The sequence below is a fragment of the Lentzea sp. NBRC 105346 genome (assembly GCF_030269605.1).
GTDB lineage: Bacteria > Actinomycetota > Actinomycetes > Mycobacteriales > Pseudonocardiaceae > Lentzea.
On sequence record NZ_BSTQ01000030.1, the window covers coordinates 25,179 to 45,120 of the forward strand.

A 19,942-nucleotide genomic window follows, 5' to 3' on the forward strand; every position below is an offset into this window, starting at 1 on the left:
CCGGTTATGCCTCCGTTCCGAATGGCTGGGTGAAGCGGACGTCGCCCTCGACCATGTCGCGCATGTCGGGGAGCCCGTTGCGGAACTGCAGGGTGCGTTCGAGGCCCATGCCGAACGCGAAACCCGAGTACACGTCCGGGTCGACGCCGCACGCGCGCAGGACGTTGGGGTTGACCATGCCGCAGCCGCCCCACTCGACCCAGCCCGCGCCGCCCTTCTTCTCCGGGAACCACACGTCCACCTCGGCGGACGGCTCGGTGAACGGGAAGAAGCTCGGCCGCAGCCGCGTCTTGGAGTGCTCGCCGAACATCGCGCGGGCGAACGCGTCGAGCGTGCCCTTCAGGTGCGCCATCGTCAGGCCCTTGTCGACCGCGAGGCCCTCGACCTGGTGGAACACCGGGGTGTGCGTCGCGTCGAGCTCGTCGGTGCGGAACGTGCGGCCGGGGCACACGATGTAGACCGGCGGCTCGCGGTCCAACAGCGTGCGCGCCTGCACCGGCGACGTGTGCGTGCGCAGAACCAGGCTCGAGTCCCCCTCGGATCCATCCAGGGGGGCGATGTAGAACGTGTCCTGCATCGTGCGCGCCGGGTGGTCCTTGCCGAAGTTCAGCGCGTCGAAGTTGAACCACTCGGTCTCGAGCTCGGGGCCCTCGGCGATCTCGTAGCCCATGGCCACGAAGACGTCACCGATGCGCTCCGCGAGCGTGGTGATCGGGTGGCGCGCGCCACGTGGAATGCGGTCCCACGGCAGCGTGACGTCGACGGTCTCCTCGCGCAGCACCCGCTCGTCGCGTTCGACCTGCAGCACGGCGTGCCGCTCCTCGAACGCGGCCTTGACCGCGGACTGCGCCTCGTTGACCCGCTTGCCCGCCTCGGCCTTGGCCTTGGGGGGCAGCGCGCCGATCTCGCGGCGGGCGAGCAGCACGGGCGAGCGGTCACCGAGGTGCGCCGGCTTCACGGCGGCCAGCGCGTCCAGGTCGATCGCGGCGGAGAACGCTTCCCGCGCCTTCTGCACGGCCGCGTCGAGGTTCTCCGGCGAGAGCGCCGCGACCTCTTTCGGGTCGTACGGGTCGTTGGCTCCGGACATGGTTGGTGGACAGCTCCCGTCACGGACTCTTCGAGTAAACGGACTGATCCTAGAGGAGAGGTCTTGACCGTCCCCCGCCCCTTCCTCTAAAAGCGGTGATCGACGGCCCGTCGGCTCCGTAGACTGGTCGGCACCATGGGGCACACCTTCCGCGTCGATCTTCGCGGCATCATCGACCTGCTCAGCCAGCACCTGTACAGCAGCCCGCGCGTCTACGTGCGCGAGCTGCTGCAGAACGCCGTGGACGCGATCACCGCACGGCGCGAGCTGGACCCGTCCGCGCCCGCCGACATCGAGATCACCTTCGGCGAACGGCTGAAGGTCGTCGATACCGGGATAGGACTGACGGAAGAGGACGTACACGAGCTTCTCTCGGTTCTGGGCCGGACCTCGAAGCGAGACGAGCTCGGGTTCGCGCGCGAGGGGTTCCTCGGCCAGTTCGGCGTCGGGATGCTGTCGTGCTTCCTCGTCGCGTCGGAGATCACGCTCGTGACGCGGTCGGCGCGCGGTGGCCCCGCGGTGCGCTGGATCGCCGACTCCGCGGGCAACTACACGGTTTCCGTGCTCTCCGAGGACGTTCCCGTCGGCACATCGGTCGAGCTGACGCCCGCGCGCGGCGCGGAACACTGGCTGGAAGAGGAGATCGTGCGGCCGCTGGTCACCGAGTACGGCGACCTGTTGCCCGCTTCGGTGAGCGTGGGCGGAGAGGTGGTCACGACCGGCCTGCTGCCGTGGGAGGACCCCGAGGCGGACCTGATCGCCTACGGCGAACGCGTGCTGGGGTTCACGGCGTTCGAGGCGATCCCGGTCGAGGTGGCCGCGGTCGGGCTGACCGGCGTCGCGTTCGTGCTGCCGTCCGGGGTGCATCCGGGGACGCGGCAGACGCATCGCGTGTACCTCAAGCGGATGCTGGTCGGTGACAACGTCGAAGGCCTGCTGCCGGACTGGGCCTATTTCGCGCGCTGCGTCGTCGACACGTCCGCGCTGCGGCCGACCGCGTCGCGCGAGTCGCTGTACCAGGACGAGATGCTGCTGGCCGTGCGTGAGGAGCTGGGCGACCAGATCCGCGACTGGCTGATCCGGCTGGACGCCACCGAACCCCGCCGCGCGGGTCAGTTGCTGGAGGCGCACCACCTCGGGATCAAGTCGCTGGCGCGGTCCGACGACGAGATGCTCCGGCTGGTCGAGCACTGGCTGCCGTTTGAGACGACGGACGGGCCGATGCCGCTGAAGCAGTTCCGCCGCAAGCACGGCGCCGTGCTGTACATCCCGGACGTCGACGAGTACCACCAGCTCGCCCCGGTCGCGCAGGCGCAGGGCCTGGGGCTGGTGAACGCGGGTTACGCCTACGACGTGGAGCTGCTGGACCGGCTCGGTCCCGGCGCCGCCCGGCGGGCCGCGCCGTCCGAACTCCTTGCCGCGCTGGGAGATCCCTCGCCCGCGTTCCTCGCGGAGCTGCAGCAGCGGCTGAAGCAGGGCGCGGCGGCGTTGGAGCGGCACGACTGCGACGCGGTGCCGCGCGACTTCGACCCGGTGTCGCTGCCCGCGTTGCTGATCACCAACGCCGAGCGGCAGCGTGATCGCGACACCGCCGAGGTGGGCTCCGACGCCGACCCGTTGTGGGCGGAACTGTTGTCGCAGCTGGTGTCCGACTCGCCGGGGCGCGCCGAGCAGCTGGTGCTGAACTGCCGCAACCCGCTGGTGCAGCGGCTGGCCATGCTGACCGATCCGGCGCTGATCGAGCTGACGCTGGAGTCTCTTTACGTGCACGCGGTGTTGCAGGCGCGTCGGCCGATGCGCCCCAAGGACACCGCCGCCTTGAACCGCTCTTTCCTGGAACTGCTGGACCGGGCCGTGGGGGAACGCTGACGTGGACGACAAGAAGGAAGCGGAGAGACTTTTCCTCGAGGCGTACGAGATGCCCTCGGGCATGGCGCGCCACGAGGCCCTGGAACACGCCGCGCGCGCCGCCGACGCCGCGGACCACCTGCCGCTCGCGGTGTCGTGCCGCGTGGTGCTCATCCGGTCCTGCTACGACCTGGACCGCTACGACCTGATGCTGGCGCCGTTCGCCTGGTGCATGTCCGCCGAGCAGCGCGACCCCACGGCGTTCGACGAGTACGAGCGGCACACGTTCGACTGGGCGCACAAGTGGATCCCCGGCGGGCTGCGCCGCGATCCACGGTTCAGCCTGGCGCAGATCGAGTCGGTGATCGAACAGCTGGCGTCGCGCTACCAGCGGCACGGGTACTCGATGCAGCCCGTGCACGGCGCGCGGGCCGAGCTGTCGTTCCACATCGGCGACTCGGCCGCGTTCATCGAGCACTTCGGCCGTTACATGGCAACGGAATCCGGCCCGATGAGCGACTGCTCGGCGTGCGTCGTCGAGGAACAGGTGACGCACCTGGTGAACCTCGGCCGGCACGCCGAGGCCGTCGCGCACGCGCAGCCGATCCTGCGGTCGGAGACCGGTTGTGCCACGCAGCCGCAGGGTGTGCTGACCGCGGTTCTGCCCGCGCTGCTGGAGACCGGCGACGTGTCCGCCGCCGCGTCCGCGCACCTGACCGCGTACCGGATGATCAAGGACGACGCGACCACCGGGTACCTCAACGAGCACCTGGAGTTCTGCGCGGTCACGGGCAACGCCGACCGCGGCCTGGAGATCCTGCGGCGCAACCTGCACCGGATCACCTCGCCCGTGTCGCCGTCCGCCGAGATGCACTTCGCGATCTCCGCTTCCGTGCTGCTGTCACGGGTTTCCCCGGATGTGATGTTCTCGTTGGACGACTCCGAGATGTCGGCCGCCTCGCTGCTGGACCGGTTGCGGGCGCGGGCGCTGGAGCTGGCGGCCGCGTTCGACGCGCGCAACTCCAGCACCGCGTGCACGGACCGGACGCTGGAGTCGTTGGAGCGCAAGGACTCCATCGCCGTACCGCTGGCCGTGCCCGTCGCGGTGCCCGTGGTTCAGGAGCCGGTGCCGTCCGGTGACCCGGTCGAGATCGCGGCCGGCATGGTCGAGGCCTACGACGCGGGCGACTTCGTCACCGGACGCCGGCTGCTCGACTCGCTGCCGCCGGACATGGACGCGCTGCTGCCCGACGACCTGGCCGCGCACGCCGCGATCCGCCGGATGATCTCGGGTGACGCGGAGTTCCTGCTGGACCGGTTCGACTCGGCGCTGGAACGGCTGCCGGCCGACATCGCGTGCCGGTACCGCGCCAAGGTGTCCGTGTGGCTGCCGGACGGCCTGGAGATCGCCCGCGCGGCCCTGTCGTCGGCCACGTCCGACTACACGCGCGTGATCGCCGCCCTCGCGTTGGTCGAACTGCTCGACGATCGGCACGAGCACGCCGAGGCGGACACGATGATGGCCTTCGCGGCCGGGCTGGACGTGCCGTCGCTGCGCGCCCGCGTTCTGGTCGACTCGGCGGAACACGTTGCCCGCAAACAGGATCTGCCGCTGGCGACCGCGCTGATCGGCGAGGTGCTGGAGCTCGATCCGCTGTCGCCGAGCGTGTACTTCGACGCGCTGCGCATCAAACTGCGGCTGGAGACCGTGACCGGTCAGGTGACGTCCGCGCTGTCGACGGGCCAGGCGTTCGCGTCGGCGTTCACCGGTGGCGCCGGCGCGGAGGCGCAGTTCCTGTACGCGATGGCGATCGAGGAGCTCGACCAGGAAGCGTCGTGCCTCGGTGCGCTGCGCGACGCCGTGGCGTTGTCCAGGGTGCACCTCTCCCCCGGCCACACCGCGAAGGCGTGCTTCGCCCTCGGCGGCGGCTACCTGCGCAACGACCGGTTCGTCGAGGCCGCGGAGACGCTGGAGGAGGCGCTGCGCCTGGTGCAGCCGGGCCAGGACGACCTGGCGCTGCAGGTGACGTTCCGGCTCGGCCAGGTATGCCGCAGGCTGGGCGAGTTCCCGGCCGCCGAACGCCATCTGCGCGCCGCGGTCGACCTCGTTCCGTCCGATGATCACGCCCGGCTCGCGTTCACGCGCGACGCGCTCGGGGGCGTGTTGCACCGCGCCGGCAAGGGATCCGAGGCCGCCTCGGTGTACGGGGAAGCGGCTCGGTCGTGGGAGATCGCGGGCGAGGTCGGTGAGGCCGTCGGGTCGTGGATCGAGGTCGCGGGCGCGCTGCCGGCCGAGGAGGATCTCGCCACGTTGTCGGCGCTGGCCGAGGCCGCGCGGTTGCTGCCCGCGGTCGAGGATGCCGACGCGCGCACCCGTCACACGGCCGAGATCGCCGCGATCCGGGCGTTCCTGCACGGCCGCGCGGGCGAGTTCGCCCTGGCGATGCGGGAGAACCAGACCGCCGAGTCGCTGGCCGCCTCGCTGGAAGACCTGCCCTGGCACCTGTTCCTCGTGACCCGAGGTGCCCGGCTGCTGCTGGATGCCTCGGATCCTGCCGGGGCCGAGACCGAGGCTCGCCGGGCGGCCGCGCTGCTGACGCCGGACTCGCCGCAGACCGGTGACGTGGTGTCCGTGCTGACGGAGGCGTTGAAGCGGCAGAACAAACCGTCGGGCACGGACCCGCTGGTCCGCGAGCTGACGGCCCGCCTGGAGGCCTGACGCCCGCGCGCGTCAACAAATCGCTCCTCACACGCGTTGCAGTGCCGTGCCGTGAACAAGGGGGGATCCACATGAGATGGAGATCAGTCGGCGCTACCGCGGTTTTAGCCGCGTCGTTGCTGACAGTCGGAGTGCCGGCCGCACAGGCGGCTTCGCAGATCGTCGGCAAGGTGACGTCGTCGCAGACCGGTGAGCCGGTGCCGAACGCGTGCGTGACCGTGGTCGATTACTTCTATGAGGACAAGGAGATCGCGAAGGGGTGCGCCGACGCGACCGGCGCGTTCGCGATCGACGTGCCCGGTGGCACGTATGTGTTGCGCGGCAGCGCCGAGGGCTACTCCGACACCTGGTCGGGCAGCAGGCGCAGGCACCGGGACGCCGTGTTCGTGTATCCGGGCACCCAGCCGTACGAGCTGAAGCTGCGGCCGCCCGGCATCGGTGTGCTGCGGGGCAAGTTGCTCGACGGCGACAAGCCGGTGCCGTGGGTGGGTGTCAGCCTCGTCGACGTCGACGGATCGATCTGGGCGGGCGACACCTCGACCAACGCGGCGGGCGAGTACGCGTTCCGCGACGTCTTCCCGGGCCGTCACAAGATCGAGTTCAAGGCGTACCCGACGCAGTACTACCACCAGAAGGAGACGCTGGCCGAAGCCGACGTCGTGAACGTGCTGAGCGGCCCGGACGTGGTGATCGACGAGCAGCTGATCCCGCCCGGTTTCGCGGAGGTCACCCTGACCGACGAGGTGAGCGGTGCGCCGGTGAAGGAGTTCTGCGCCTTCGCACCCGGCACCGGCGGCGACCGGCCGTGCACCACCGACGGCGTGGTGCGCCTGCGCCTGCCACGCGGCACGTACGACCTCGCGATCACTCCGGACAAGGCGCACTTCGGTTCGACGATCGAGAAGGTCGTCATCCGTTCCGGGGAGGTCACGAAGGCGCCTGGGAAGGTCAAGCCGGCGGTGGCCATCCGCAGCGTCGTGCGGAACGCGCGCACCGGTGCCCTCGTGAAGAACACCTGTGTGCAGGCCGTCGAGTCGAACTCGCCGGGCCTCTCGACGTGGGACAACAACTGGCGGGGCACGTGCAGCGACGACGCGGGCGTGGTGGTCGTCGGGCCGCTGCCCATCGCCGACTACCGGCTGCTCGCCCGGCCGCAGGACGAGACGCACGGCCTGCAGTGGGTCGGCTGGTGGGGCGGCACCGGAGAGCAGACGGCGGCGCGGACCTACAAGGCCCAGCCCGGCAGGATCGTTCAGGGCTCCCCGATCCTGCTCGACGGGGCGGGCACGGTGACGGGCACCGTCCGCGACGAGGCCACCGGCCAGCCCATCCCCCACGTCTGCGTGTTCCCGTACGCCACCAACTGGGCGTACGGCGATCACTGCACCGACCTGCAGGGCAACTACCGGTTCCCGGGACTCGGCCCGTACCACTGGCCGCTCGAGTTCACCGCGACCTCCGGTAACCACGGGTGGCGTTGGTCCGGCAATGCCGTGGACCGCAAGGCGGCCAAGCGGATCAAGGTCGAAGCGGGTCGCGAAACTACGTCCGACGAGACGCTGCAGGCGGCGGCGAAGGTGACCGGCGTCGGGCTCGTCGAAGGCAGCGAGGACAGCTGGATCACCGTCATCCCGTACAACGCGCGGACCGGTGACTACGCCGGGCCGTCGGGGAACGGCTACTTCGGTGATCCGTACGAGGTGACCGGTCTCGGCACGCAGCAGGTGCGGCTGCGGTTCATCGACGACATCGGCCGCAAGGAGATCTGGTACCTGGACGCCCCGTCGTTCGACAAGGCGACCCCGGTGCAGGTGACGTCCGGCGCGACCACGCCGGACATCAACCAGACGATTCGCTAACCCACCGCGCGCTGCGCGCGGGCTGAAGCGTAGAGGCACACGGCTGCGGCGGTGGCGAGGTTGAGCGACTCGGCACCGCCGTAGATCGGCACCTTCAGTGAAGTGTCCAAAGCGGACACGACGGCGTCGGGCAGCCCATGTGCCTCACTGCCGAACACCCACGCGGTGGGCTGTTCGAGGTCGCCACGCAAGCTCGCCGTGTCGAGGTCGTCCTTGGCGTAGCCGTCGGCGGCGACCAGGCGCAGGCCGGCGGCACCGCACGCGGCGAAGACCTCGTCGGCGTCGCGGGAGCGGGCGATGGGCAGGTGGAAGAGCGAGCCGGTGGAGGCGCGCACGCACTTGCCGTTGTGCGGGTCGACGGTGTCGCCCGCGAAGATCACCGCATCGGCGCCCGCGGCGTCCGCGACGCGCACGACGGTGCCCGCGTTGCCGGGGTCCGTGACGCCGAACAGCACCGCGACGAGTCGCGGGGTGCCGCGCAGGACCGTGGCCAACGGCTGGTCGACCGTGTCGCACACGGCCACGAGGCCTTGGGGCGTCACGGTTTCCGAGAGCGCCGCCGCGGCCTTCTCGGTGACCTCGGACACGCGCACGCCCGCGTCGATGGCGGCGTGCACGAGTTCCGAACTGCGCTCGGCGGCCTGGGACGTGACGAAGAGTTCGTGCACGGTTCCGGGCCACGCCAAGGCTTCCCGCACGGCCTGTGCGCCTTCGGCGAGGAAACGGTCCGCGCGGTCACGGCCCTGCCGCCGCGTCAGGTGCCGAGCAGCAACGACCCGAGGGGTCCGTTCGGTGAACGGAGCCGCCTCGGGTCGTCGTGCGCGGGAGTTCCCGCTCAGGCCTTGTCCTCGACCGGCGCGTTGACGTCGGTCGGGAGGGCGCCGCGCGCGATCTCGACGAGCGCGGTGAACGCGGTGGCGTCGGTGACGGCCAGGTCCGCGAGGATCTTGCGGTCGACCTCGACACCCGCGAGCTTCAGGCCCTGGATGAAGCGGTTGTAGGTGATGCCGTTCTGGCGCGCACCGGCGTTGATGCGCTGGATCCAGAGCTTGCGGAAGTCACCCTTACGCGCACGACGGTCGCGGTACGCGTAGTTGAGCGAGTGGAGCACCTGCTCCTTGGCCTTGCGGTACAGCCTCGAGCGCTGGCCGCGGTAACCGCTCGCCAGCTCAAGGGTGGTACGACGCTTCTTCTGGGCGTTCACAGCCCGCTTGACGCGTGCCACGGGTCCATCCTGTCGATCTCAAGGGGGCGGTCGGGGCGCCCCGGATTGCTAAGGGGGAGGCGGTCAGAGACCGAGCAGCTTCTTGATGCGCGGCGCGTCGTTCTCCGACACCACCGCCGTGCCGCTCATGCGGCGCGTCACACGGCTGGACTTCTTCTCCAGGATGTGGCGCTTGCCCGCCTTCTCGCGGACGATCTTGCCGCTGCCGGTGACCTTGAACCGCTTCGAGGTCCCGCTGTGCGTCTTGTTCTTGGGCATTTCCGTCCTCGTCTCGTGCTGCCACCGGGTCGGGGGCGGCCATGCGTCCTTACTGGTCGGAACCGGCCTCGGCCTCAGTGGCCTCGGTCTGCTCCTGGTCGTGCTTGATGGGACGCGTCTTCGTGTTCTTGTGCGGGGCCAGCACCATGATCATGTTGCGGCCGTCCTGCTTGGGGTTGGACTCGACGAAGCCCAGCTCCGCGACATCCTCCGCCAGCCTCTGCAACAACCGGTAGCCCAGCTCGGGGCGCGACTGCTCACGACCACGGAACATGATGGTCACCTTGACCTTGTTCCCGTGCGACAGGAATCGGGCCACGTGGCCCTTCTTCGTCTGGTAGTCGTGCGGGTCGATCTTCGGCCGGAGCTTCTGCTCCTTGATGACCGTCAGCTGCTGGTTACGGCGTGACTCGCGCGCCTTCTGCGCGGTCTCGTACTTGAACTTGCCGTAGTCCATGAGCTTGCAGACCGGCGGTCGCGCCTGCGCGGCGACCTCGACGAGGTCGAGATCCGCTTCCTGGGCGAGTCGGAGCGCGTCCTCGATGCGAACGATCCCGACCTGCTCGCCGTTCGGTCCGACCAGACGGACCTCCGGCACCCGAATGCGGTCGTTGATGCGCGGCTCGGAGCTGGCGGGGGCTCCTCGGTTCGAGGGACTTGTCATTCACGTCCTTTGCGACTCGTTTGCGCCAAAAGACAAGAGCCCCACGTCACCACTGACGAGGGGCCCGCTTCCGACCGATCGCACCACGACAAGGACAATTGTCCCGTTGAGGGATGACCGGACCCGGCCACCTGAGGCGGTGGACGCGGGTGGGAGCGGGGCTCCACTTGCCGCCCCCGCACTAACGGGGGCTGGTCGCGCCAGAAATAGTAGCAGACCCGGTTGTCAACCCCCGAATCGTGGGGTCACCACCCCACCTTGCTTGAATGGCTCCCGTGACCGAGCCGTTTGAAGACACCGTCCGCGACCTGGGCGACGTGCCCAGCATCGAGGTGATCAGCCGAGCAGCGGTGATGCTGCTCTCCGCCTCAGCCGAACGCCTCGGACTGGCCGATCCGGACCCCGACACCTCCCCGCGCCGCGACCTGGACGAGGCCCGCCGCCTGATCACCGCGCTGGCCGGCCTGGTCACCGCGTCGTCGGAGTACCTGGGCCCGCACGCCGCTCCCCTGAAGGACGGCCTGCAGTCAGTGCAACGCGCGTTCCGCGAGGCCAGCGTCGTGCCGGACGAGCCGGGCCAGGGCCCAGGCGAGAAGTTCACCGGCCCCGTCTACTGACGGAGGCCGAGGGTCGCGAGTTGGCGGCGGGCCAGTTCGTCGACGACCTGGTCGTCGCCGGCCCGCCACGCCGCCGCCGGATCCGAGGAGAACCGGGCAAGCTCCCGACCTGACAACGAGGTCAGCGCCCGTAGCGCCAGCAGGTCCGTGCTGCCCCCGGCACGCAGGCGCAGCGCGGCCCCGGCACGCAAGGCGAACCGCAGCCGGAACGGCAGCCAGACGATCAGCAGGAACATCACCGGCACGGCGATCAACGCCACCTGAAGCCAGAACGCAGTGGTCTCCACAGCGGAGATCTGAGCGTGCCCAGCCCCGGCCAACGTGTCACCAGCGCGGGTCCCACCTCCAAGCGCCGAAGAGAGATCGTCCCCAACGAGAGGCACCCGCCGAGCCTTGTCGGCGGCGTTGGTGAACGCGTCCCGAATCCCCGAGCCCGCGTTCACCAACCCGTCGCCGGGAGCCCGAAGCGACAACACCGCATCGTGGGCAGACGACGCCACCCACACCCAGAGCACGGCCCACAGAAAAGCCAAGAAATCAGCGATCACCTGACGGGCGAATCGAACCGGCCGGTCCGCATACCACTTCATGCGACCGCATGGTGTCAGTCCAGGACCGCCAGCGCATCGATCTCAACGAGCAGACCCGCGGGCAGCCCGACGTACACGGTGGTCCGAGCAGGCGGCGCCTCCACGCCGGCGAAAACCGAGTCCCACACCCCGTTCATCTCGGCGAAGTGCGACACGTCGGTGAGGAACACGCGCAGCATCACAACATCCGCGAGCGACGCTCCGCCCGCCTTGAGCACGGCCTCGACGTTCGAGAACGTCTGCCGCGTCTGCTCGGCAACCGTGGTACCGACCACCGAACCGGTAGCGGCATCGAACGCCACCTGACCGGCGACCTGCAGGATGTTGCCCTTACGCACCCCCTGCGAGAACCGAGCGGGCGGCGCAGGCGCGTCGTCGGTGCGAATCTCAACCTTGGACAAAACGAACTCCCCTGATCAGCGTGGTGCGTAACCGCACTCGATGGACGCCGCCTCTGCCGTGGCCAGCAGGTCGGGCAGGTGGCCGAGCAGTCCCTCGAAGTCGAGCAGGACCTTCGGCACCGACATGGAGACCGCGGCGAGCACCTCGCCGCGCGCACCGCGGATCGGCGCCGCGATGCAGTGGATGAAGTCCTCGTGTTCGGCGTTGTCGACGGCATAACCCCGCTGGCGCACCAGCAAGAGCTCAGCCATGTAAGCGTCGGGCGACGTCAGGGTGTTGGCGGTCAGCGGCGTGAACTCCATGCTCGCCAGCACCTTCTGCAGCTCCACCGGTGACAGGTCCGCCAGCAGGATCTTCGCCACGGCCGTGCAGTGCAGCGGTGCCCGGCGGCCGATGCGCGAGTACATGCGCATCGGGTGGGTGCTGTCGTACTTGTCGATGTAGATCACCTCACCGTCCTCATAGGACGCCAGGTGCACGGTGTAACCCAGGCGGGAGTTCAGTTCCCGCAACGCGGGTTCGGCGGCTCGCCGTACGTCGCGTTCCTCCAGCGCGCGGTGGGCGAGGTCGAACAGCGCGGTGCCGAGCCGGTAGTGGTGCACGCCGTCGCGCTGCACGAACCGGTGCGTCTCCAGGGTGCGCAGCAACCGCAACGTGGTCGACTTGTGCACCCCGATGACCGCGGACAGCTCGTCGAGCGTCTTCGGCCCCGTGGCGAGCTGACCGACCAGCGTCAACGCGCGGTCGAGGCTTTGGCTCATGAACCCTCCAGGCGGGCGGCGGCCCAGACTTCCGGTTCCGCGGCAAGGAGCGGATCCGTGATGTGGGCGGGCAGCGGTGGGCCCACATCTTCCTTGGTCAGCAGGGCGGACGCCGCCTGGAGGTGCCCGGCGCGCAACCGCGTCCGCACGTCGCACCCGGACAGCGTCGCGGCGAGGAACCCGGCGGCGAACGCGTCGCCGGCTCCGACCGGCTCGACGACGTCCACGCGCAGCGCGGGTTCGAAGTGGACGCAGCCGTCCTCGACCAGGCTCGCGCCCTCGGAGCCGTGCTTGACGACGATCACCCGCGGGCCGGGGAGCAACGCGCGCAACCGCAGCGGATCGCCGGTCCCCCACACGACGGACGCCTCGTCGGACCCGGCGAGCACGATGTCGGCCATGTCGGCGAGCTCGCGCAGCACGGATGGGTCGCGGTCGGCCCACAGGGCGGGCCGCCAGTTCAGGTCGAACGACACCTGGAACCCGTGCCGTGGCCGTCGCATCAGCTCGCGGAGCAACGCCAGGCAGGTGTCGGACAGAGCGGGCGTGATGCCACTGACGTGCACCAGCCGCACGGAGTCGAGGCCGAGCCGGTCGATCATCTCCAGGCCCATGCCGGAGGCCGCGGAGCCGCGCCGGTAGTACCGGACCGCGCTGCCCTCGGCGGACGCCTCCTTGATGTACAGGCCGGTCGGTCTGACCGGGTCGACCCGCACGCGCGACACGTCCACGCCGGCGGCCGCCACGGTGTCGAGCACGGCCAGGCCGAACGCGTCGTCACCGACCGCGCTGACCCAGCTCGACGGCACGCCGAGGCGGGCGAGGTGGCACGCCACGTTCGACTCCGCTCCTCCGATCGCGCGATGCCACGTGCGCACCTCGTGCACGGGACCCGGTTCGGCCGGGACCATGACGACCATGGTCTCGCCGAGACATACGACGCCGCCAACCTGATCGAACCGCATGCGCTCTCCAAGCTCTGCTCCGTTGACGGCGGCGCACCCGAATGCTACACACTCCAGCATCACATCGCGCAATGGGAGTTGCAACATATGCAACGTGCCGAACTGAGCCTCACCGCCGTGTCCGCCATCGGTGACGAACGCATCGACTGGCGCTTCAAGGGACTACCTGCCGAAACGTTCGGCCAGACCATCCGCGAGACCGCGGCGCAGCGGCTCGACCTGTTCGCCGACGAGTTCGTCGGACCGCTGGTCGTGCTCGACGCGGACGCGCTGGAGCACAACCTGACGACGATGGCGAAGTGGTGCGAGGCGCACGGCGTCGCACTCGCGCCGCACGGCAAGACCACGATGGCGCCGCAGCTGTTCCGGCGGCAGCTGGAGCTGGGCTCGTGGGCGATCACCGCGGCGAACGCGAGCCAGCTGCGGGTGTACCGGGCGTTCGGCGTGAGCCGCGTGCTGCTGGCCAACCAGCTGCTCGACCCGGCCGCCCTGCGCTGGGTGGCCGCTGAGCTCGACCACGACCCGCTCTTCGAGTTCTCCTGCTGGGCGGACTCCGAGGCGGGCATCGCACTGATGAGCGAGACGCTGCAGGAGATCAGCCCCGGCCGCCGGATCGACGTGCTCGTCGAACTGGGCGCGCCCGGCGGCCGGACCGGCGCGCGCGACGTCGAGACCGGCCTGGCCGTCGCCCGTGCCGTGGCGCAGAGCCCGGTGCTGCGTCTCGCGGGTGTCGCGGGTTACGAGGGCGCGCTGGCGCACGACGCGACCGAGTCGTCGAAGTCCATTGTGGACCGGTATCTGCGGGACCTGCGCTCGCTGGTGCTGCGCATGGCCGACCACGGCCTGCTGGACGACCTGGACCAGGTGATCGTCACGGCCGGCGGCAGCGCGTACTTCGATCAGGTCGCCTCGGCGATCACGCAGCCGTGGCCGGTGCCGGTGCTGCCGGTGCTGCGCAGCGGCGCGTACGTCACCCACGACGACGGGTTCTACCGCGGCATCTCGCCGTTCGGCCGGATCCGGGGCGTCGAGCCGTTCCGGCCCGCCCTGCACGCGTGGGCGCAGGTCACCTCACGGCCGCAGCGCGACCTGGCGCTGTTGACGCTCGGCAAGCGCGACGCGTCGTTCGACGAGGGGCTGCCGGAACCGCAGCGCCTGCGCCGCCGGGACGGCGCGACCGTGCCGCTGGGCGACGCGCGGATCACCGCGCTCAACGACCAGCACGCGTTCATGGCGCTCGGCGTGGAGGCGCCGGTCCGGGTCGGCGACTGGGTCGGGCTCGGGTTGTCGCACCCCTGCACGGTGTTCGACAAGTGGCAGCTGATCCCGGTGGTGTCCGGGACGACCGTGGTGGACCTGATCCGCACCTACTTCTAGAGGAGCGAAGAGTGGACATCGTCATCCGTGGGGCGCAGATAGCCGACGGCACCGGCTCGCCTTCCTACCGGGCGGATGTCGGTGTCCACGAAGGGAAGATCGCGTCGATCGGCTCGGGCCTGTCGGGTACCCGCACCATCGACGCCACCGGCCTCGTGCTCGCGCCGGGGTTCATCGACATGCACTCGCACTCGGACCTCCAGGTGCTCGCGAAGCCGGACCACCTGGCGAAGGTGTCGCAGGGCGTCACGACCGAGGTGCTCGGCCAGGACGGCCTGTCGTACGCGCCGGTGAACGACGAGGTGCTGGCGACGTTGCGCGGCCAGCTCGCGGGCTGGAACGACGACCCGCCCGGTTTCGACTGGAACTGGCGGTCCGTCGGCGAGTACCTCGACCGGCTGGACCGGGGTATCGCGGTCAACGCCGCCTACCTGGTGCCGCAGGGCACCCTGCGGTTGCTGTGCGTCGGCTACGACGACCGGCCGCCCACACCGTCCGAAATGGACGAGATGAAAACCGTGCTGGCGCAGTCACTGCGAGAAGGCGCGGTCGGTCTGTCATCGGGTCTGACGTACACGCCCGGCATGTACGCGGACACCGGCGAACTCGTCGAACTGTGTCGCGTGACGGGTGAGCTGGGCGGCTACTACAGCCCGCACCACCGCAGCTACGGCGCCGGTGCGCTGGAGGCGTACGCGGAGATGGTCGACGTGTCCGTCCGGTCCGGCTGCCCGCTGCACCTCGCCCACGCGACGATGAACTTCCCGGTCAACGAGGGCCGCGCGCCGGAGTTGCTCACCCTGCTCGACAACGCGATCGCCTCGGGCGCCGACATCACCCTCGACACCTACCCGTACCTGCCCGGCGCCACCTACCTGTCGGCGTTGCTGCCGAGCTGGGCTTCGGAAGGCGGACCCGAGGCCACCCTGGGACGGTTGTCCGATGTGGACACCCGTGAACGCATCCGGGTGGAGATCGAGGAGACCGGGTCGGACGGCTGCCACGGCGTGCCGGTCGACTGGGACTCCATCGAGATCAACGGTGTGCGCCACGCCTCGAACTCCGCGCTGGTCGGGCACAGCGTGCTCGCCTCGGCGTCCGCGCGCGGTGTGCGACCGTCCGATCTGTACTTCGACGTGCTGGTCGACGAACGGCTGGGTACGTCCTGCCTCATGCACGTCGGGCACGAGGGCAACGTGCAGGCGATCATGCGGCACCCGGCGCACACCGGCGGCTCCGACGGCCTGCTCGTCGGCGACCGGCCGCATCCGCGCGCGTGGGGCACGTTTCCGCGTTATCTGGCGCGCTATGTCCGCGAGCTGGGCGTGCTCGGGCTGGAGGAGTGCGTCGCGCACCTCACCGGCCGGGCGGCCCGGCGGTTGCGGCTCGCCGACCGAGGTCTGGTTCGCGAGGGGTTCGCGGCGGACCTGGTGCTGTTCGACCCGGAGACCGTCGCGGACACCGCGACGTTCGACGAACCCCGCCAGCGGGCCATCGGCATCCCGCACGTGTTCGTCAACGGGGTGCCGGTGATCGACGACGGAACCGCCACCGGCGCCCTGCCGGGCCACTCGCTGCGGAACCGCGCATGACCCCGGAACTGTCAGACCCCTCTGGGAGAATGGAATTCGGGGGCCCCCTGGAGCCGGGGACGCCCGCGCGAGCGCGGCCTGGACCGGCGCCCCCTGCCTGACCCGCCGAAGACCGGCCACCATCTGACCGGCCACAAAGCCGGCCCCATTCATCACGCCTTCGTCACCCGCGAGCCGTCGTGCTCGCGCACAGTCCCCTGCCCCGGCGACGGGAGCCAGGTCCGCCACGCACCACCGGGAGTCGCCCGTGATCCAATGGCTGCAACACTCCACCGGGGGTCTGCTGACCCTCGCGGCGCTCAGCATCGCGGTGCTGTTGTTGCTGATCATCAAGTTCAAGGTCGAGCCGTTCATCGCGCTCCTCGTCGTCGGCCTGCTCGTGGCACTCGCCGCGGGCCTGCCGACCGAGACGCTGGTCGGGTCGGCGCAGAAGGCCTCGGACTCCTTGCTGGAGAAGGGCTTCGGCGGCATCCTCGGGCACATCGCCGCGATCATCGGGCTCGGCACGCTGCTCGGCGCGATCCTCGAGGCGTCCGGCGGCGCGCAGGTGCTGACAGAGAAGCTGCTGCGGCTGTTCGGTGAAAAGCGGGCACCGCTCGCCATGGGCCTGGCCGGGTTGATCTTCGGTGTGCCGGTCTTCTTCGACATCGGCATCTTCGTGCTGGCACCGCTTGTGTACGTCGCCGCGAAGCAGAGCGGCCGGTCGATCGTGTTGTACGCCATGCCGTTGCTGGCCGGTTTGTCCGTGATGCACGCCTACATGCCGCCGCACCCCGGCCCCGTGGCCGCGGCCGGTCTGCTGAAGGTGTCGCTCGGCTGGATCATCATCATGGGACTCGCGGTCGCGATCCCCGCGTGGCTGATCGGTGGTGTCATCTACTCGGCGTGGGTCGGCAAGCGGATCGTCGTGCCGGTGCCCGAGGAGATGCTCGAGGCGGCCGAAAAGGTGCACACGGAGAAAGAGCCGCCGTCCCTGGGACTCGTGCTGGGCATCATCGGTCTGCCGCTGGTGCTGATCCTCGCGGGCACGTTCGGTTCCATCCTGCTGCCGAAGGGATCGCGCTGGCTCGGTGTCACGACGTTCTTCGGCACGCCGGCCATCGCGCTGACGATCGCCGTGCTGGTGGCGTTCTGGCTGCTCGGCTTCCGGCGTGGCATGACCCGCGACAAGGTCGCCGAGCTGTCCGCCGCGTCGTTGCGGCCGGTGGCGATGATCCTGCTCGTCGTGGGCGCGGGCGCGTTCTTCGGCGCGGTGCTGTCCGCGACGGGCATCGGCAAGATCCTCGCGACCGAACTGAAGGACCTCGGCCTGCCGGTGATCGCACTGTCCTACGTGATCAGTTGCGTCATCCGGGTCGCCCAGGGCTCCGCGACCGTCGCGATCGTGACGACCGCGGGCATCGTGGCGCCCGTGGTGGCGGACCTGCACTACTCGCAGCCGCAGCTGGCGCTGGTGGTGATGGCGATCGCGTCCGGTTCGATCATCGCCTCGCACGTCAACGACGGCGGATTCTGGATCGTCTCGCGGTACTTCGGCCTGTCCGTGAAGGAGACGCTGCAGACGTGGACGGTGCTGGAGACGATCTTGTCGATCGTCGGTTTCGCCGTCGCGGCCCTGCTCAGTCTGGTCATCTAGAAGTACACACAACTCAACAATTGACAACGGAACCTTCCGCGACCGACGATCGCACCTGTTTCATTTGTGTTTGATCTGTAGACGAGGGACTACATGGCCAACACAGAGGTCGTCCACCTGCAAGACGGGCTCACCAGCGTCGTCGTGTCCATCCGGGGGTTGCCGGCAATCGCACATTGGGGCAAGGCGCTGGGCGCGCTCGACCAGAGCGCGCTCACCGCTCTGGTCGACGCGGTCGAGCCCCCGATCCCGCACAACTCGCCGGACGTACCGGTGCCGCTCACGGTCCTGCCCGCCGCGGTGGCCGGACACTCCGGACGTCCGGCGTTGCGCGGCCACCGGTCCGGCACGCACTTCGCGCCTGCGCTGACCGTCACGGACTACACCGCATCCGACCGCTCCTTGCGTTACACCGCAACGGATCCAGCGGCCGAGCTGACGGTGAACGGTGTGCTGGAGCTGACGCCGTCCGGGCTGCTGCGAGTGCAGCACACCCTCCGCAACGACGGGGACAGCCCGTACCACCTGGACGGTCTCGAGGCCGCGCTGCCCGTGCCCGCGCGGGCGGGTGAACTGCTCGACTTCACCGGCCGATGGAGCCGGGAACGCCAGCCACAGCGGCGTTCGCTCGACTACGGCACCTGGCTGCGTGAGAGCCGGCGCGGCCGCACCGGGCACGACGCCACGATCGGCCTGCTCGCCGGCACACCCGGATTCGGGTTCCGCACCGGCGAGGTCTGGGCGTTGCACGTCGCGTGGAGCGGCAACCACGTCACTTACGCCGAGCGGTTCCCGGACTCCACCCCGGTCCTCGGCGGCGGCGAGTTGCTGCTGCCCGGCGAGGTCGTGCTCGCGCGCGGCGAGGAGTACGCGACGCCGTCGTTGTACGCGGCGTACTCGGGCAACGGCATCGACGGGCTGAGCGCGGCGTTCCACCGCAAGCTGCGCGAGGGACGTCCGGCCAAGCCGCGGCCGGTCGTGCTGAACACGTGGGAGGCCGTGTACTTCGACCACGACCTGGAGCGCCTGGCGTCGCTGGCGGACACCGCGGCCGCTGCCGGGGTCGAGCGGTTCGTGCTCGACGACGGGTGGTTCCGGCACCGGCGCGCCGACACCGCCGGCCTCGGCGACTGGTACGTCGACGAGACGGTGTGGCCGGACGGGCTGAACCCGTTGATCAAGCACGTCCGTTCGCTGGGGATGGAGTTCGGGCTCTGGTTCGAACCGGAGATGATCAACCCGGACTCGGACCTGTTCCGCGCGCACCCGGACTGGGCGCTGGGGCCGCGGCCGGGAGTGCTGCCGCCGTCGTGGCGCAACCAGCAGGTGCTGAACCTCGGGAACCCCGATGCGTTCGCGTACATCCTCTCGCGGCTCGACACCCTGCTGTCCGAGCACGACATCGCGTTCGTGAAGTGGGACCACAACCGCGACCTGATCGCGTCGGGCACGCACGCGCAGACCCTGGCGTACTACCGCCTGCTGGACGAACTGCGGGAACGTCATCCCAACGTGGAGATCGAGAGCTGCTCGTCCGGCGGCGCGCGGATCGACCTCGGTGTGCTGGAGCGGACCGACCGCGTGTGGACGTCGGACTGCAACGACGCCCTGGAACGGCAGCAGATCCAGCGCTGGACCGGGGTGTTCCTGCCGCCCGAGCTGATGGGCGCGCACGTCGGACCGACGCACTCGCACACGACCGGGCGCACGCACGACCTGTCGTTCCGCGTGGCGACCGCGATGTTCGGGCACTTCGGCATCGAGTGGGACATCAGCTCGGCCACCGCGGAGGAACGCGCCGGTCTCGTCGCGGCGATCGAGTACTACAAGTCCGTGCGTTCGTTGGTGCACAACGGAAACGTGGTGCGGGTCGACCACCCGGACCCGGCCGCGTGGGTGCACGGCGTGGTGGCGCCCGATCGTTCGGAGGCATTGTTCTGCTACGCCCAGCTGACCACCTCGGTCGGCACCAAACCGGCTCGGGTGCTGTTGCCGGGCCTGGATCCGGACCGCACGTACACCGTGTCGTTCGACGGTCCGGCCGGTTATCCCGCGCTCACCCAACGCGAAACGCCGACGTGGGAGTCGTTGCGGCTACCCGGTTCGGCGTTGTCGGAGGTCGGCCTCCAGCTCCCGGTGTTCAACCCGGAGCAGGCCCTCCTCATACGCCTGTCCTGAAACGCTATGAAGGGAGCTTTCCAAGCGCTGACCGCTTGCTGGTGTTTTAACCAGGGGTGAGTTCCCTAGCGGGCCGTCGCGTGAGCGGCGGCCCGTTTGTTGTTTGCTGTCTTGGGTTTGCTGGGCCTGCGTTGTTTGCGGATGACGGGGTGTCGGGGGGCGGG

General features: G+C 69.8%; 17 protein-coding genes. 8 read left to right on the top strand and 9 right to left on the bottom strand.

Going from position 1 to position 19,942, the window contains the following annotated elements; genetic code table 11:
* Nucleotides 1-4: 4 nt before the first annotated feature.
* Complete coding sequence (gene pheS / locus QSK35_RS40935; RefSeq protein ID WP_285753553.1) at nucleotides 5-1,087, bottom strand: phenylalanine--tRNA ligase subunit alpha; 1,083 nt, start codon at nucleotides 1,085-1,087, stop codon at nucleotides 5-7.
* Between the two features lie 135 nt (nucleotides 1,088-1,222).
* Here pheS and QSK35_RS40940 point away from each other — a divergent pair, with 135 nt between their 5' ends.
* From QSK35_RS40940 to QSK35_RS40950, 3 genes are all read left to right on the top strand, one after another.
* On the top strand, nucleotides 1,223-2,956 hold the full coding sequence (locus tag QSK35_RS40940; RefSeq protein ID WP_285753555.1) for an HSP90 family protein: 1,734 nt from the start codon (nucleotides 1,223-1,225) through the stop codon (nucleotides 2,954-2,956).
* A 1-nt stretch (nucleotide 2,957) separates the two neighbouring features.
* On the top strand, nucleotides 2,958-5,654 hold the full coding sequence (locus QSK35_RS40945) for a tetratricopeptide repeat protein (protein WP_285753557.1): 2,697 nt from the start codon (nucleotides 2,958-2,960) through the stop codon (nucleotides 5,652-5,654).
* A gap of 116 nt (nucleotides 5,655-5,770) precedes the next feature.
* Nucleotides 5,771-7,513: a carboxypeptidase regulatory-like domain-containing protein gene (locus QSK35_RS40950; protein WP_285753559.1), complete on the top strand. Its 1,743-nt coding sequence runs from the start codon at nucleotides 5,771-5,773 to the stop codon at nucleotides 7,511-7,513.
* Here QSK35_RS40950 and QSK35_RS40955 read toward each other — a convergent pair.
* From QSK35_RS40955 to infC, 4 genes are all read right to left on the bottom strand, one after another.
* A complete protein-coding gene (locus QSK35_RS40955; RefSeq protein WP_285753583.1) occupies nucleotides 7,510-8,352 on the bottom strand; it encodes a TrmH family RNA methyltransferase in 843 nt (280 codons plus the stop codon). The two genes, QSK35_RS40950 and QSK35_RS40955, sit on opposite strands and share 4 nt — an antisense overlap.
* Nucleotides 8,349-8,738, bottom strand: coding sequence for a 50S ribosomal protein L20 (gene rplT, locus QSK35_RS40960; protein ID WP_285753561.1), 390 nt, complete (start codon nucleotides 8,736-8,738; stop codon nucleotides 8,349-8,351). Before rplT ends, QSK35_RS40955 begins: the two co-directional genes overlap by 4 nt.
* A gap of 63 nt (nucleotides 8,739-8,801) precedes the next feature.
* Entirely contained in the window at nucleotides 8,802-8,996 is a 195-nt protein-coding gene (rpmI, locus tag QSK35_RS40965; protein WP_109640906.1) for a 50S ribosomal protein L35, read from the bottom strand.
* A gap of 49 nt (nucleotides 8,997-9,045) precedes the next feature.
* Nucleotides 9,046-9,660: a translation initiation factor IF-3 gene (gene infC / locus QSK35_RS40970; RefSeq protein ID WP_285753566.1), complete on the bottom strand. Its 615-nt coding sequence runs from the start codon at nucleotides 9,658-9,660 to the stop codon at nucleotides 9,046-9,048.
* A gap of 266 nt (nucleotides 9,661-9,926) precedes the next feature.
* On the opposite strand from infC, the gene QSK35_RS40975 reads away from it, so the two are divergent.
* Complete coding sequence (locus tag QSK35_RS40975) at nucleotides 9,927-10,277, top strand: DUF1844 domain-containing protein (protein ID WP_285753568.1); 351 nt, start codon at nucleotides 9,927-9,929, stop codon at nucleotides 10,275-10,277.
* Here QSK35_RS40975 and QSK35_RS40980 read toward each other — a convergent pair.
* The 4 genes from QSK35_RS40980 to QSK35_RS40995 form a co-directional block, all read right to left on the bottom strand.
* Nucleotides 10,271-10,564: a hypothetical protein gene (locus QSK35_RS40980; RefSeq protein ID WP_285753570.1), complete on the bottom strand. Its 294-nt coding sequence runs from the start codon at nucleotides 10,562-10,564 to the stop codon at nucleotides 10,271-10,273. The genes QSK35_RS40975 and QSK35_RS40980 overlap by 7 nt on opposite strands.
* A gap of 317 nt (nucleotides 10,565-10,881) precedes the next feature.
* Nucleotides 10,882-11,268 (bottom strand): RidA family protein, encoded by a 387-nt coding sequence (locus QSK35_RS40985; RefSeq protein WP_285753571.1) that lies wholly within the window; start codon nucleotides 11,266-11,268, stop codon nucleotides 10,882-10,884.
* 15 nt (nucleotides 11,269-11,283) lie between these two features.
* Nucleotides 11,284-12,030: an IclR family transcriptional regulator gene (locus QSK35_RS40990; protein WP_285753573.1), complete on the bottom strand. Its 747-nt coding sequence runs from the start codon at nucleotides 12,028-12,030 to the stop codon at nucleotides 11,284-11,286.
* Nucleotides 12,027-12,995, bottom strand: coding sequence for a sugar kinase (locus QSK35_RS40995; protein WP_285753575.1), 969 nt, complete (start codon nucleotides 12,993-12,995; stop codon nucleotides 12,027-12,029). Before QSK35_RS40995 ends, QSK35_RS40990 begins: the two co-directional genes overlap by 4 nt.
* Before the next feature lie 87 nt (nucleotides 12,996-13,082).
* On the opposite strand from QSK35_RS40995, the gene QSK35_RS41000 reads away from it, so the two are divergent.
* The 4 genes from QSK35_RS41000 to QSK35_RS41015 all read left to right on the top strand — a co-directional run bounded on the left by QSK35_RS41000 (nucleotide 13,083) and on the right by QSK35_RS41015 (nucleotide 19,778).
* Entirely contained in the window at nucleotides 13,083-14,372 is a 1,290-nt protein-coding gene (locus QSK35_RS41000) for an amino acid deaminase (RefSeq protein ID WP_285753577.1), read from the top strand.
* Nucleotides 14,373-14,383: 11 nt separating this feature from the next.
* A complete protein-coding gene (locus QSK35_RS41005; RefSeq protein WP_285753578.1) occupies nucleotides 14,384-15,964 on the top strand; it encodes an N-acyl-D-amino-acid deacylase family protein in 1,581 nt (526 codons plus the stop codon).
* Between the two features lie 247 nt (nucleotides 15,965-16,211).
* Nucleotides 16,212-17,600: a GntP family permease gene (locus tag QSK35_RS41010; RefSeq protein WP_285753579.1), complete on the top strand. Its 1,389-nt coding sequence runs from the start codon at nucleotides 16,212-16,214 to the stop codon at nucleotides 17,598-17,600.
* A 93-nt stretch (nucleotides 17,601-17,693) separates the two neighbouring features.
* Nucleotides 17,694-19,778: an alpha-galactosidase gene (locus QSK35_RS41015; RefSeq protein WP_285753580.1), complete on the top strand. Its 2,085-nt coding sequence runs from the start codon at nucleotides 17,694-17,696 to the stop codon at nucleotides 19,776-19,778.
* Nucleotides 19,779-19,942: the final 164 nt, after the last annotated feature.